At 61.9% G+C, this 14,029-nt stretch carries 13 protein-coding genes; 9 read left to right on the forward strand and 4 right to left on the reverse strand.

Annotated features, from left to right (window positions below; translation table 11 throughout):
• Positions 1 to 4 precede the first annotated feature (4 nt).
• Positions 5 to 1,459 carry an Asp-tRNA(Asn)/Glu-tRNA(Gln) amidotransferase subunit GatB gene (gatB, locus tag ACHEXL_RS12165; protein ID WP_416559681.1) on the forward strand — a complete coding sequence of 485 codons (1,455 nt, stop codon included), beginning with the start codon at positions 5 to 7 and terminating at the stop codon, positions 1,457 to 1,459.
• Positions 1,460 to 1,570: 111 nt separating this feature from the next.
• Here the strand turns inward: gatB and ACHEXL_RS12170 are convergent, their stop codons facing one another.
• Positions 1,571 to 2,581, reverse strand: coding sequence for a fumarylacetoacetate hydrolase family protein (locus ACHEXL_RS12170; RefSeq protein ID WP_416559682.1), 1,011 nt, complete (start codon positions 2,579 to 2,581; stop codon positions 1,571 to 1,573).
• A 103-nt stretch (positions 2,582 to 2,684) separates the two neighbouring features.
• On the opposite strand from ACHEXL_RS12170, the gene ACHEXL_RS12175 reads away from it, so the two are divergent.
• From ACHEXL_RS12175 to ACHEXL_RS12185, 3 genes are read left to right on the forward strand one after another with little or no spacing between them, the layout of a single operon-like run.
• Positions 2,685 to 3,515 carry an IclR family transcriptional regulator gene (locus ACHEXL_RS12175; protein ID WP_416559683.1) on the forward strand — a complete coding sequence of 277 codons (831 nt, stop codon included), beginning with the start codon at positions 2,685 to 2,687 and terminating at the stop codon, positions 3,513 to 3,515.
• Between the two features lie 14 nt (positions 3,516 to 3,529).
• Positions 3,530 to 4,732, forward strand: coding sequence for a DUF3108 domain-containing protein (locus tag ACHEXL_RS12180; protein WP_416559684.1), 1,203 nt, complete (start codon positions 3,530 to 3,532; stop codon positions 4,730 to 4,732).
• 53 nt (positions 4,733 to 4,785) lie between these two features.
• Positions 4,786 to 5,067, forward strand: a complete 282-nt coding sequence (locus ACHEXL_RS12185) for a BTH_I0359 family protein (protein ID WP_416559685.1) — start codon at positions 4,786 to 4,788, stop codon at positions 5,065 to 5,067.
• A gap of 60 nt (positions 5,068 to 5,127) precedes the next feature.
• Here the strand turns inward: ACHEXL_RS12185 and ACHEXL_RS12190 are convergent, their stop codons facing one another.
• Together ACHEXL_RS12190 and ACHEXL_RS12195 are read right to left on the reverse strand one after the other, a co-directional pair.
• The gene (locus ACHEXL_RS12190; RefSeq protein WP_416559686.1) at positions 5,128 to 6,210 is read right to left on the reverse strand and encodes an AbrB family transcriptional regulator; all 1,083 of its coding nucleotides are present in this window, start codon (positions 6,208 to 6,210) and stop codon (positions 5,128 to 5,130) included.
• A gap of 59 nt (positions 6,211 to 6,269) precedes the next feature.
• Entirely contained in the window at positions 6,270 to 7,604 is a 1,335-nt protein-coding gene (locus ACHEXL_RS12195; RefSeq protein WP_416559687.1) for an aminotransferase class III-fold pyridoxal phosphate-dependent enzyme, read from the reverse strand.
• 176 nt (positions 7,605 to 7,780) lie between these two features.
• Between ACHEXL_RS12195 and purU the strand changes: the two genes are divergently transcribed.
• From purU to ACHEXL_RS12210, 3 genes are all read left to right on the forward strand, one after another.
• Positions 7,781 to 8,629 carry a formyltetrahydrofolate deformylase gene (gene purU, locus ACHEXL_RS12200; protein WP_416559688.1) on the forward strand — a complete coding sequence of 283 codons (849 nt, stop codon included), beginning with the start codon at positions 7,781 to 7,783 and terminating at the stop codon, positions 8,627 to 8,629.
• Positions 8,629 to 9,504, forward strand: a complete 876-nt coding sequence (locus tag ACHEXL_RS12205; RefSeq protein ID WP_416559689.1) for a LysR substrate-binding domain-containing protein — start codon at positions 8,629 to 8,631, stop codon at positions 9,502 to 9,504. The genes purU and ACHEXL_RS12205 overlap by 1 nt, the downstream gene beginning before the upstream one ends.
• A gap of 111 nt (positions 9,505 to 9,615) precedes the next feature.
• Positions 9,616 to 11,124, forward strand: a complete 1,509-nt coding sequence (locus ACHEXL_RS12210; RefSeq protein ID WP_416559690.1) for an FAD-linked oxidase C-terminal domain-containing protein — start codon at positions 9,616 to 9,618, stop codon at positions 11,122 to 11,124.
• 36 nt (positions 11,125 to 11,160) lie between these two features.
• On the opposite strand, the gene ACHEXL_RS12215 is transcribed toward ACHEXL_RS12210, so the two are convergent.
• Positions 11,161 to 11,841, reverse strand: coding sequence for a FadR/GntR family transcriptional regulator (locus tag ACHEXL_RS12215; protein ID WP_416559691.1), 681 nt, complete (start codon positions 11,839 to 11,841; stop codon positions 11,161 to 11,163).
• A 228-nt stretch (positions 11,842 to 12,069) separates the two neighbouring features.
• Here ACHEXL_RS12215 and ACHEXL_RS12220 point away from each other — a divergent pair, with 228 nt between their 5' ends.
• Positions 12,070 to 12,942: a fumarylacetoacetate hydrolase family protein gene (locus ACHEXL_RS12220; RefSeq protein WP_416559692.1), complete on the forward strand. Its 873-nt coding sequence runs from the start codon at positions 12,070 to 12,072 to the stop codon at positions 12,940 to 12,942.
• Positions 12,943 to 12,997: 55 nt separating this feature from the next.
• Positions 12,998 to 13,972, forward strand: a complete 975-nt coding sequence (locus tag ACHEXL_RS12225; RefSeq protein ID WP_416559693.1) for a Bug family tripartite tricarboxylate transporter substrate binding protein — start codon at positions 12,998 to 13,000, stop codon at positions 13,970 to 13,972.
• Positions 13,973 to 14,029 lie beyond the last annotated feature (57 nt).

The raw sequence follows: 14,029 nt of genomic DNA on the forward strand, positions 1-14,029 counted from the left end.
CACCATGAGCAAACTCGTCCAAGGCTACGAAGTCGTCATCGGCTTTGAAACACACGCCCAACTCTCGACCACCAGCAAAATCTTCAGCCGCGCCCCCACGGCCTTTGGGGCCGAAGCCAACACGCAAGCCTGCGCAGTGGACATGGCCCTGCCGGGCACGCTGCCCGTGATGAACATCGGCGCGGTGGAACGCGCCATCGAATTCGGCCTGGCCATCAACGCCCACATCGCCGAGCGCAGCATTTTTGCACGCAAAAACTACTTCTACCCCGACCTGCCCAAGGGCTACCAGATCAGCCAGTTCGAGATCCCGGTGGTGCAAGGCGGCGAGGTGTCCTTCTACCTGGAAGAAGGCAAAGAAACCGTGCGCAAGACCGTGCGCCTGGAACGTGCCCACCTCGAAGAAGACGCGGGCAAATCGCTGCACGAAGACTTCATTGGCCAAAGCGGCATTGACCTGAACCGCGCGGGCACGCCCCTGCTGGAAATCGTGACCCAGCCCGACATCCGCAGCAGCGAAGAAGCCGTGGCCTACGCCAAAGAGCTGCACAAGATCGTCACCTGGATCGGCATCTGCGACGGCAACATGCAAGAAGGCAGCTTCCGTTGCGATGCCAACGTGTCGGTGCGCAAGCCCGGCCAGCCGCTGGGCACCCGCCGCGAAATCAAGAACCTGAACAGTTTCAAGTTCATGCAGCAGGCCATCGACTACGAAGTGCGCTGGCAGATCGACCAGATCGAAGATGGCCACACCATCCAGCAAGCCACGGTGCTGTTCGACCCCGACACGGGCGAGACCCGCGCCATGCGCACCAAGGAAGACGCTGCCGACTACCGCTACTTCCCCGACCCGGATCTGCCCCCGCTGGTGATCGGCCGCGACTGGGTCGAACGCGTCAAAGGCGAGATGGCCGAGCTGCCGCGCGTGATGGCCGAGCGCTTCGTCAAAGACTACGCCTTGCCCGAATACGATGCCACGCAACTGACCCAAAGCAAAGCGGTCGCCGCCTACTTTGAAGCCACCGCCAAGGCCTGCGGCCAGCCCAAACTGGCCAGCAACTGGATCATGGGCGAGGTGTCACGCCGCTTGAACGCGAGCGAATTGACCATTGAGCAAGCGCCCGTCAGTGCCGCCCAATTGGCCGCCCTGATCGGCCGCATCAGCGACAACACCATCAGCAACAACGCAGCGCGTCAGGTGTTTGAAGGCTTGTGGAACGGTGAGGGCGAAGTCGACGCCATCATCGAAGCCAAAGGCCTCAAGCAGATGAACGACACGGGGGAGCTGGAAAAAATCATCGACGAGGTGCTGGCCGCCAACCCCAAGAACGTGGAAGAGTTCAAGGCCGGCAACGCCAAGGCCCTGAACGGTCTGGTCGGCCCGATCATGAAGGCCAGCAAGGGCAAGGCCAATCCGGGGCAGGTGAATGCGCTGTTGATGAAGAAGTTGGGCGGTTAACCCTCACGCATTGGGGTGTGGGAGCGAGCCCCTGCTCGCAAATGCTGGATCAACCACCCCGCACATTCGGCCGCAGGGGCGGCCTCCAACAGGGGCAAGGGTGTGCTGGTCTCAGCGCTCCAGCGGCACGATTTCCTGCTCAATCGCGCCAAACAAGCTCTCGCCGTTTTGACCCTTCATCTCAATGCGAATGGTATCGCCGTATTTCATGAACTCGGTGCTGGGCTTGCCGTCGAGGATGGTTTCGATGGCGCGTTTTTCGGCGATGCAGCTGTAGCCCTTGGGCCACTCGGGTTTGCCATTCACTTCCACGCTCTTGTTGCTCACCGTGCCACTGCCGACGATGGAGCCAGCGCGCACGTTGCGGGTTTTGCAAATGTGGGCGATCAGCTGGCCGAAGTGAAAGGTCATCTCGGGGCCGGCTTCGCACATGCCCACTTTGCGGCCGTTCCAGGTGGACTGCAGGGTCAGGTGCACCCGGCCGCCTTGCCAGGCGTCACCCAGTTCGTCGGGCGTGATGGCCACGGGGCTGAAAGCGGTGGCGGGTTTGCTTTGGAAGAAGCCAAAGCCCTTGGCCAGCTCGTTCGGAATCAGGTTGCGCAGGCTCACGTCGTTGGCCAGCATGACAAGGCGCACGGCCTCAATGGCGTCGTCGGCACTGGTTTGCATGGGCACGTCGCCCGTGATGACCGCGATTTCGGCTTCAAAGTCGATGCCAAAGGCTTCGCTGGCACACACCACCGGGTCGCAGGGACCAATGAAATCGTCGCTGCCACCCTGGTACATCAGCGGGTCGGTGTAGAAGCTGCTGGGCACTTCGGAGTTGCGTGCCGCACGGACCAGCTCCACGTGGTTGATGTAGGCTGAGCCGTCAGCCCACTGGTAGGCGCGGGGCAGCGGCGCCATGCATTGGGCCGGGTCAAACGAAAAAGCGTGGCGGGCCTTGCCCTGGTTCAGGGTGGTGTAGAGGTCTTCCAGCTGAGGGGCCAGAAAGTTCCAGTCGTCCAACACCTGCTGGAGTTTGCTGGCAATGCCGGTCGCATAATGGGCAGTGCTCAAATCGCGTGAGACCACCACCAGTTGTCCGTCGCGTGAGCCGTCTTTGTAGGTCGCCAATTTCATGTTGAATGTGTCCGTTCGGGTCCCAATGGGCTACAGTGTGCACCACCGAGAAGTTACGCATTGTTAAACCCATTTAACTAAACGAAACCGGATTTTAGGCGACATGAACCCAGACAGCACAGCCATCCAAGCCAGAGACAGCGACAAGGAACGCGCAGGCATTCAATCGGTGGAGGTCGGTTTTGCCCTGCTGGATGTGCTGGCGCAAGCGCCCGCCCCCTTGATGCTGCGTGACTTGGCGGCCGCCGCTTACATGAGCGCCGCCAAAGCCCACCGTTATCTGGTCAGCTTCCAGCGTTTGGGCCTGGTGGTGCAAGACAGCACCAGCACCCGTTACGAACTGGGGCCCGCCACCTTGCGCTTGGGGCTGGCCACCTTGTCGCGTCTGGACGCCGTCAAGATGGCCCGCGAGCGTTTACCCGCCTTGATCGAGGCCACCGGCCACACCATGGCCCTGGCCGTCTGGGGCAACCGGGGGCCGACCTTGGTGCATTGGCAAGAAACCCCTTTGGCGATGCCGGTCAGCTTGCGCTTGGGCGATGTGATGCCGCTGTTGTCTTCGGCCACGGGGCGGTGCTTTGCCGCCTTCAACAGCCACGGCGGTGCGGCCGAAAAAGCGGGCCCCATGATCGAAGAAGAGTTGGCCTTGGCCCGAAAACTGGGCCGCACCGACTTGCCCAGCACGCCCGCTCAACTGCAGGCCATGGTGAAAGAAACCCGGGAACAGGGCCTGGGCCGCGTGGTCAATGTGTTGCTGCCCGGCATTTCGGGCTTTTGTGCCCCGGTTTTTGATGCCGATGGTCACCTGGTGCTGGGCGTGGTGGCGCTGGGTTCGTCCGCCACGCTCGACACCGCCTGGGACGGGCCGATTGCCCAAAGTTTGCGCCAGTTTGCACAGCAACTGTCGGCCGATCTGGGCTGGTCCGGCCGCTGAACTGGAGCGGTCGGGTGTCTGCACGTCCCAACGCCAACGCCGCCTTGACCGGGCCAACGCAACCGCTGCGTCGTGCGCCGGCATGGCTGGTGGCGGTGGTGTTGGCCGTGCATGTGGCCCTGATCCTGAGCCTGACCGGCCCCTTGGAGTGGCGGTTGCAAACGGCAGAACCGGTCCGCGTCGCCCCCATGCAAACCCGCTGGGTGCCGCCCACCCCTGCGCCAAAGGCCACGCCCGTCCAAACCGCCGCCCCCAAGCCCCGCACCCGGGTGGCCACCGAGCCCAAAGCCACACCGGTACCGTCTGTTGAGCCCGCCACGGCTCCGCCTGTCGATATGGCCAGCGCCAACGACAACAGCGCGGCCGAGCCCCCACCTCAGCAGACGGGGCAAGCCCCTGCCGAGGTGCCCGCTTCAGCGGAGGCATCAGGGCACAGCGCCAGCCCGAACACCAGCGTGCCCGTGCCTGACACCCCAACGCCTGCGGCAGCCCCCGAGACGGCCAATGTGTCCTTGCCGACCATCCCGCTGGGCGCATTGCCGCCCCCGGTTTTGTTGAGCTACCGTTTGACGGGCCAGGACAAGGGATTGACCTACCACGCCAGCGGTGAATTGCGCTGGCAGCACAACGAATCAGCCTATGCGCTGGCCCTATCGGTGAAGGCGTTTTTAGTGGGCTCACGCCATTGGCGCAGTCAGGGTGACATCACCAGCGCCGGCCTGGCCCCCACCCGGTTTTCAGACAGCTGGCGCAACGAGCGGGCCGCCCACTTTGACCGCGTGCAAAACCGGGTGGTTTTCAGCAACAACGCTCCGGTGGCCACGCTCGAAGCGGGTGTGCAAGACCAGATCAGCCTCTATGTGCAACTGGCTGCTGCCATGGCTGGTGAGCCCCAGCGCTTCCAGCCCGGCACGCGTTTGCAAGTGCAGACCGCCACCATCCGGGACGCCCTGCCCTGGCTTTTGACCCTGAGTCCGCCTGAAACCCTGCAGCTGAACGGTCAAGCGGTCTCCACCCTCAAATGGGTGTGTCAGCCGCGCAACCGTTTCGATGCCACCGTGGAGTTCTGGGTCTCGGCCCAGCACGCCTGGATGCCGGTGCGCATCCGCATCACCCAGGTCAGCGGCAGCTTCATTGACTTGATGCTGCGCGGCCAGGAAGCCCTGCCCCCACTGCCTGCCACGGCCCCTGCCGGAGAAAAAACCACACCATCTTGAAGTTGTTCTGCGAAGCCCCACTTGTGAAGCAGAACTTGAGGGAGAATGAACGCATGAACCTGCTTTACGAATCCGAGACTTTTGCCGTGATGCATGTGTTGGCCAACGCGCCTGCAGAGCCAGCTCCCGTGCCCAGCCAACCCCTACTGGAACGCCATGGTTTTGAGATCGTGGACAAGCGCTCTGGCAAAGAGGTGTACCTGGACGGCTCGTGGGCCGAAATGTTCCAGCAGCAAATCCAGGCCTGGCAACAGCACACCCCGACACAGGAAGAAGTTGAAGACACACTCGAAGGCTACACGGGCCTGGCCCAACAGCCTGTGGTGGTGCACTGACACAGCGGTTCTGCGTTAGCGGCCTTGTGTTCCCCCCCCCCGCCATCCGCCGCCTGCCCCTCAGGCGGCTTTTTTGTGTCTGTCAACCCACTTGAAAATTGGCCCCACCAAAATCAGCACCGCCACCAGACGACAAACTTGGAACGCCGTGACCACCGGCACCCCCAGCTGCAAGACCTTGGCGGTGATGGCCATCTCTGCAATGCCGCCCGGCGCGGTACCCAAAATCAAAGTAGCTGGGTGCAGACCAGTGGCCCAAGCCAGGCACAGACCAAAACCCACCGACAGCAACAGCATGACCGCCGTTCCGAGGGCCACTGACATCAACCAGCGCGGCGCGGTGTGCACAAAGTCCCGCTGAAAACGCACCCCCAAACTCACACCAATCACCAACTGCGCCACATTCGACAAAGTCACTGGCACGGCCGACCAATGAACACCGGACAGCGTCAAAGCCATGGACACCAGCAAGGCGCCCATAAACCACGGGTTGGTGCGTTTGAGCCAGGTCATGATCAGCGCCCCAGCCGCCGTGCTGAGACCCAGCCAAAGTAAGCCTGGCCACAAGGTTAAACCAGCTCCAGGCAACAAACGGGCGTCAAGCTGCAAACCCCAATGGCTTTGAGCCCACTGCATGGCAAAAGGCACAGACACCACCACAATCACCAACCGCACGCTGTGCGATGCAGCCACCAAGTCCGTCCGTGCACCATGGCGCTCGGCCAATAACGTCATTTCCGATGCGCCGCCAATCGCGCTGGCGAAATAGCTGGTGGCCCGCCAAGCGCCCGGAGGCAAATGCGCGAAATCGGCCGCATGCTGGCGCTGCAACCAGCAACCAAACAAACCGCCCAACGCCAGCGCCCACACCACGGCCAACACAATCGCCCACCACAGACCGACCACCAGCGCCCCCACTTGGGGCGTGAAGTACAGCCCCAAAGCCACGCCAATGACCCATTGCCCCGCGTTGCGCAGCAGCGGTGTACTGCGCGTAGGTGCCCCCAGCACCGACGCCACTGCAGTGACCAACAAGGGCCCCAACATCCAGGGAATGGGGGTATGCAACCAGACACAGTATTCCGCAGCCACCCAAGCGGCGACCAGCGTCAGCACCACGCGGAACCATTCACGAAAATTCATCGGATCAAAAAAAGACCGCCCATGCGGGCGGCCGGGTTGAATCAAGACAAAGCAGCGCCTCAGGCGTGGCGACGAATGCTGTCGGCCACCGTTTGCACGATCTGATCGATGTGCGCGTCTTCGACAATGTAGGGTGGGCAAATCACCAGGTTCTCGCCAGCCGGGCGCACCCAAACGCCCTTATGGAAGCAGTCCATGAAGATGTCATAAGCCCGCTTGCCGGGCGTGCCAGGGATGCTGGCCAGCTCCACCGCCCCGGCCAGGCCCAGCGTGCGGATGCCGATCACGTTGGGCAAGCCCTTGAGTGCGCTGTGCATCGCGTCGCCCAGCACACGACCCTTTTGCCCTGCGCGGGCAAACAGGTTTTCCTCCTTCATCAGGTCCAGCGTGGCAATGGCCGCCGCGCAAGCCACGGGGTGTCCTGAATAGGTGTAACCGTGGAAGAACTCGATGGCGTGGGCAGGTGAGTTGGCATTCATCATCGCGTCGTAGATGAAGTCGCGGCAGATCACGCCACCCAGCGGGATCACGCCGTTGGTCACGGCCTTGGCAAAGTTCAGCATGTCGGGCACCACGCCGTAGTAATCGGCGCCAAAGTTCACGCCCAAGCGGCCAAAGCCGGTGATGACCTCGTCAAAAATCAGCAAGATGCCGTGCTTGTCGCAAATTTCGCGCAGGCGCTTCACATAACCTTTGGGCGGGATGTACCAGCCAGCGCTGCCCGCAATAGGCTCGACGATCACGGCTGCGATGTTGCTCGGGTCGTGCAGCACCAGGATGCGGTTTTCCAGCTCCAGCAGCGGGTCTTCGGCCCACACCGGTTCTTCGTGGTGGATGTAGGCGTGGTTCACCGGATCGTGGATGAAGCGCATGTGGTCCACACGCGGCAGCAGTTGCGCGCCGTACACCTTGCGGTTGGCCGGTAGGCCGCCCACGCTCATGCCGCCAAAGTTCACGCCGTGGTAACCCTTTTCGCGGCCGATGAAGACGTTGCGGTGGCCTTCGCCCCGGGCGCGGTGGTAGGCCAGCGCCACTTTCAAGGCAGTGTCAGCCGCTTCCGAGCCCGAATTGCAAAACAGCACCTTGTTCAGGTCACCGGGGGCCATGGCCGAGATCATTTGCGCCGCCTTGAAGGCCTTGTCGTTGCTGGCCTGAAAGGCGGTGGCGTAGTCCAGCGTGTCGAGCTGATTCTTGATGGCCTCGTTGATCGGGCGGCGGTTGTGGCCCGCACCCACACACCACAGGCTGGAGATGCCGTCGATCACCTTTTTGCCGTCGTGCGTGGTGAAGTGCATGCCCTCGGCGCCCACGAACACCCGGGGGTCCTGGCGGAAAGTGCGGTTGGGGGTGAAGGGCAACCATTGGTTGTCCATGTTCAAGTCGGTGTGGGCCACGGCAAAAACTCCTCTGAATCGATCAAGCCAGTCAGTTTAAAGTGCAAACGGGCAGACGCCTCGCTCCGGCGTGACACCCTGCGCGATCGGCCAACAGGGGTCTCCTACAATAGAAGGTAACGAAACGACCGTGCCCACCCTCTCCAAGGTCACGGCGAACCCCGCCGCTTGCAGCCATGACGACCACCTACATCCTCACCCTCTCCTGCCCCGACCGTACCGGCATCGTGCACGCCGTATCGGGTTTTTTGCTGGAGCGGGGCGGCAACATCGAAGAAGCGGCGCAGTACAACGACCATGACACCGGCCTGTTTTTCATGCGGGTGCAGTTCGCCTGCGCCCAAGCCGATGGCCAAGCCCTGAACGCCGAGTGGGGCGCGTTTGCCCAGTCTTTTCAGATGAAATGGGACTTGCACACGGCCACTCAGCCCATGCGCACCGTGCTCATGGTCAGCAAGGAAGGCCACTGCCTGAACGACTTGTTGTTCCGCTGGAAAAGTGGTCTGCTGCCTTTGGACATCCGCGCCATCATCAGCAACCACCGCGAGTTCTACCAACTGGCGGCCAGCTACAACGTGCCTTTTCACCACATCCCGGTGACGGCGGCTACCAAAGAGCAGGCTGAAGCCCGGCAGTACGAGATCATCCAGACCGAAGGCGCCGAGCTGGTGGTGTTGGCCCGCTACATGCAAATCCTGAGCGACGACCTGTGCCGCAAACTGGCTGGTCGCGCCATCAACATCCACCACAGCTTTTTGCCCAGCTTCAAGGGCGCCAAGCCTTACTACCAGGCCCATGACCGGGGCGTGAAATTGATCGGGGCCACCGCCCACTATGTGACGGCCGACCTGGACGAAGGCCCGATCATCGAGCAGGACGTGGCCCGTGTGGACCACAGCAAGACGGTGGAAGACCTGACGACCACGGGCCGCGACACCGAAAGCCAAGTGCTGGCCCGCGCTGTCAAATGGCACAGCGAGCACCGCGTGCTGATCAACGGGCACAAGACGGTGATTTTCAAATAATGTCCGCCACTTCACGCATCCCGCCCATCCAGTGCCTCTTGACCTTTGAGGCGCTGGCGCGCTTGCGCAGCGTGACCCAGGCGGCCGAAGAGTTGTGTGTGACGCCTAGTGCCGTCAGCCACCGCGTCAAACAGCTGGAGCAGATCATCGGCACCAAGTTGTTTGGCCGGGCCGATTTTTCGCTCACGACCGAAGGCATCGAATACCTGGCGCATGTGCGCGAAGGCTTGGTGTCGCTGCAGAGATTTCCCACCGCCAGCAACACACCAGGCCGCCGCAAGCTGCGCCTGGCGGTCACCCCTACCTTTGCCCGCTCGGTGTTGATGCCCCGCCTGAAACACTTTCTGGACGCTTACCCCGAGATCGACATCACCTTGCAAGTGAGCATTCCACTGCTGGACGTGGTGGCCGAAGATGCCGACCTGACGGTGCGCTTTGGCACGGGCCGCTACTCGGACGTGGAACACGTCTGCCTGGCCAAGGACGAGGTCACGCCCTTGGCCTCGCCAGCCTGGTTGCGCGAAAACGGGCCGTTCAGCAGCGCCGAAGAGTTGCAAGGCGTGTCCTTGCTGCGCAGCCCGCTGGAGCCCTGGCGCACCTGGTTTGCCGCACACGACCTCGACTGGCCCGAACCTACAGACGGCTCGTCGTTCAACGACATTGGCCTTATGTGCGACGCCGCCGCCCAAGGCCTGGGGGTGGGTCTGATCCGCACCAAACTGGGCGCCCCCTGGCTGGAAAGTGGCCAGCTGGTGCGCCTGTTCGAGCGCAGCGTGCCCAGCCCGCACGCCCATTACCTGTGCTGGCGCACCGGCACCATGGAGCGCTGGGAATGCGCCACCTTTGCCGACTGGCTCAAAAGCGTGCTGGCCTGAAGCCATTGCGCCCCTCAATGTGCGCTTTTCACAAGCACATCAAAGAATATTCAGCCCATCACAGTCCTCTAGGGCGTACATTCAGATCTTCATTTTGAGGTTTTGCATGCCATGAGCGCCAACACCCCCACCGAAATCCGTGAACTGACCGCCACCGAACGTGCCGAGCGCCAACGCACTGTGGTGCAGGCTCTAGGTCGGGTGCTGCCACAAGACGCCATCCTCTTCACCCCCGAAGACACGACACCCTATGAGTGCGATGGCTTGACCGCGTACCGCGAGCGGCCACTGGTGGTCTGCTTGCCAGAGACCGAGGCCCAGGTGCAAGCCGTGCTCAAAGCCTGCCACGCGCTGCAGGTACCGGTGGTCGCACGCGGCGCGGGCACTGGCTTGTCGGGCGGAGCCATGCCACACCGCATGGGCGTGACGCTCTCCATGGCCCGCTTCAACCAAATCAAGACCGTGGACCCCGTGAGCCGCACGGCTGTGGTGCAGTGCGGCGTGCGCAACCTGGCCATCAGCGAGGCGGCTGCGCCTTACGGGCTGTATTACGCGCCCGACCCGTCCAGCCAGATAGCCTGCACCATTGGCGGCAACGTGGCCGAAAATTCGGGCGGCGTGCACTGCCTCAAATACGGCTTGACCGTTCACAACGTGCTCAAAGTGAAGGGTTTCACCATTGAAGGTGACCCGATTGAGTTTGGCAGCGACGCGCTCGACACGCCCGGCTACGACCTGTTGGCCGTGCTGGTGGGCAGCGAAGGCATGCTGGCCGTGACGACCGAGGTCACCGTCAAGCTGGTACCCAAGCCGCAGCTGGCACGCTGCATCATGGCCAGCTTTGACGATGTGCGCAAAGCGGGCGACGCGGTGGCTGCCGTCATCGCGGCGGGCATCATTCCGGCTGGGCTGGAGATGATGGACGGCCCCATGACGATTGCGGTGGAAGACTTTGTGCACGCGGGCTACGACCTGAGTGCAGCGGCGATTTTGCTGTGTGAGAGCGATGGCACGCCTGAAGAAGTGGAAGAAGAAATTGGTCGTATGAGCGAGGTGCTGCGCAACTGCGGCGCGACCGCCATCACCGTGAGCCGCGACGAAGCCCAGCGCCTGAAATTCTGGAGCGGTCGCAAGAACGCCTTTCCAGCGTCGGGCCGTATCAGCCCCGACTACATGTGCATGGACTCGACCATCCCGCGCAAGCGCCTGGCCGACATCCTGCAAGCCATCTCGGAGATGGAAGAAAAATACGCCCTCAAGTGCCTGAATGTCTTTCACGCGGGCGACGGCAACCTGCACCCGCTGATCCTGTTCGATGCGAACGACCCCGATCAGCTGCGCCGCTGCGAACTGTTTGGCGCCGACATCCTGGAAACCAGCGTGGCCATGGGGGGCACCGTCACAGGCGAGCACGGCGTGGGCATCGAGAAAGTGAACAGCATGTGCGTGCAGTTCAGCCCCGAAGAAAACGAGCAGATGTTCGCCGTCAAACGCGCTTTTGACCCACAAGGCCTGCTCAACCCCGGCAAGGTGATTCCGACCCTGAACCGCTGCGCCGAATACGGCAAGATGCTGGTGCGGGCGGGGGCGATCAAGCACCCAGAACTCGAACGTTTTTGAAGCGGCACCTAGGCCCGATTCATGGGCGTGCCTGGTTCAATAGTTCAACAAATTGCGCCGGACATGGACCAAATGTTCGATGGCCAGAGCCTTGGCCTGCACGGGGTCACGGGCCTTCAGGGCTTGCAGCAAGGCCCGGTGTTCTAACTGATAACTCAGACGCCGCTCGGGCGTGAGGCTGCGCTTTTTTAGCATGCCCCATTCGCCTTGGGCGCGGGCTTGGTTCATGAGCTTGAACAATTTGGCCACAAAGCTGTTGTGCGCCGCCCGGGCAATGACTTCGTGGAACATGCCGTCCCACACTTCGAACTCTTCCACACTGGTCGCGGCTTCGGCACGGTCACAGCAATTGGCCATTTGCTCAAAGTCGGCGGGCGTCGCGTTGCCGATCACCATCTCGATGATGGCCGGCTCCAAAGCCATGCGCGCTTCCATGAGTTCTGCTGGGCTGGTCTGCCAAGCCGCTTCGGGGGCAGGCGCTGAACGGGCCGGGCCGGTCCATGCCGCCGCCTTGTCAGTGACGTAGGTCCCGCTGCCAACGGTTTGAGCGATCAGCCCTTGGGCTTTCATCTCCGCCAAGACTTTGCGCACCGTGCTGCGGCTGATTTGGTATTGCTCGCCAAATTCACGCTCCGTGGGCAGGCGCTCTCCGACTTGCCACTGACCGTTGTGCAGTTGGTCCAGCAAGCTGGCACGAAAGAAATACGAAGAGTCCACGGTTGTCCAGCCACAAATAAAACCAAATCATACCAATATCAAAGCCATCACGAACAGCTTGCTGAATGCAATAAACAAATCATTTACCCTCGTAAACCCTTGGGTGGATTGTCAAGTATGCGTCTTGACCATTCGGTCATTTTCTTTATGATGGTTCAAATTGGTTCAAAAGAAACCAATTCGTCATTGTCATGCAGAAGCCTCGACTTCCGCTCTCAGGAGAACATTTTGCGCATCGCCACATTCGTCCACAACGGAAAACGCCACGTCGGTCAGGTCTCAGCCGATGGCCTGCAGGTCACGCCCTTTGCGTTGACCGAAGCCCAAGCCCACCATGGCGCCCAGCTGTTGATCGACAACTTGGTCGCTGGACAGCCCTTGCCCGCACTGAGCGGTGCCACCTTGGCCGTGTCTTCGGTCAAGCTGGAATCGCCCTTGCCCGTGCCGCGACGCAACGTGTGGTGCGTGGGCCGCAATTACCATGCGCACGCCAAGGAGCTGCAGGCCTCGGTCTTCAAGGACAGCAACACCGACACCAAAGCCTGGCCCATCGTGTTCACCAAGGTGCCCGAGTGCGTGGTCGGCCCGACCGACGATGTGGTGTTGCCCGGTGCGGCCGTGTCCGACCAGATCGACTATGAAGCCGAGTTGGCCGTGATCATTGGCCAAGGTGGCAAAAACATCAGCCAGGCCGACGCCATGAAGCACGTATTTGGCTACACCGTGGTCAACGACGTGACCGCGCGCGATGTGCAAATGCGCCACCAACAGTGGGACATGGGCAAGTCGTTTGACACCTTCTGCCCCATGGGCCCCTGGATCGTGACCGCCGACGAAACCGACGGGCGCAAAACCCGCGTGCGCTGCTGGGTCAACGGCGAGCTGCGCCAAGACGGGCCGACCGAGAACATGATCTTCGACATCCCCACCCTGATCGAGACCATATCGCGCGGCATCACGCTCTACCCCGGCGACATCATCGCCACCGGCACACCGGCCGGTGTGGGCATGGGTCTGAACCCCCCACGCTACATCGCCAAGGGCGATGTGATTCGCGTCGAGATCGACGGCGTGGGCCAGATCGAAAACCGCTTCGTTTGAGCCGACCCAGCTGGCAGGGCTTGGCCCTGACCTGCCCCACAAGAGGAGACAAATCATGAAAAATCGTCCGTGGATCCGGATCATCTTGAGCGCCGCCTTGGCTTGCACTGGCCTGAGCGCTGGGGCCCAAAGCTATCCCAGCAAACCGATCACCATGGTGGTGCCTTTTCCGCCCGGTGGCGTGGCAGACACGGTGGGCCGGCCTGTGGCCGAAGCCATGTCGCGCCACCTCAAACAAAGCATCGTGGTGGAAAACAAAGGTGGCGCGGGCGGTGGCATTGGCATGGCGCAAGTGGCCAAGTCCAAGGCCGATGGCTACACCGTGCTGATGTCGCTGTCTTCGCTGGTGGTTTTGCCTGAAGCTGACAAGATCCTGCAGCGTGCCCCCTTGTTCCAGGTCAACCAGCTCAAGTCCATTGCACGCTTCACCGCCGACCCCACCGTGCTGGTGGTGCGTGCCGACAGCCCCTGGAAGACTTACGCTGAATTCATGGCCTATGTGAAGACCAACCCCGGCAAGATTTCCTTCGGCTCGTCGGGCAACTACGGCACCATGCACGTGCCGATGGAGCAACTCAAAGCCGCCACCTCCACGTTCATGCTGCATGTGCCCTACACCGGCGCAGGTCCTGCAGTCTTGTCTTTGCTGAGCGGCCAAATCGAAGCCTTGTCCACAGGACCCGCCAGCGTCAAGCAACACATCGCTTCGGGCCGCTTGCGTGCCCTGGCGCATTGGGGTGAAGGTCGCCTGGCCAGCATGCCCGACGTGCCCAGTCTCAAAGAGCTGGGCGTACCGATTCAATACTCGCAATGGTCGGGCTTGTTTGTGCCTGCCGACACACCGGCTGCCGTGGTGGACAGCTTGCGCCAAGCGGCCAGATTTGCCGCAGAGGACCCACGCGCTGTGGCCGCATTGACGGCCTCGGGCACTTCGTTCATGTACCAGGACGCTGCCGAGTTTGACCGTTTTGTGCAAAACGACGCCAAAGCCATGAGCGCCCTCGTCACCCGCATCGGTAAGGTCGATTGATCCGCAGAGATCCACGACCTTTGGCCATTCACGGTACCGACACCACGGCCCCTTCTT

The organism is Limnohabitans sp. YIMB22184 (assembly GCF_048020265.1).
Classification (GTDB): domain Bacteria; phylum Pseudomonadota; class Gammaproteobacteria; order Burkholderiales; family Burkholderiaceae_C; genus Limnohabitans_A.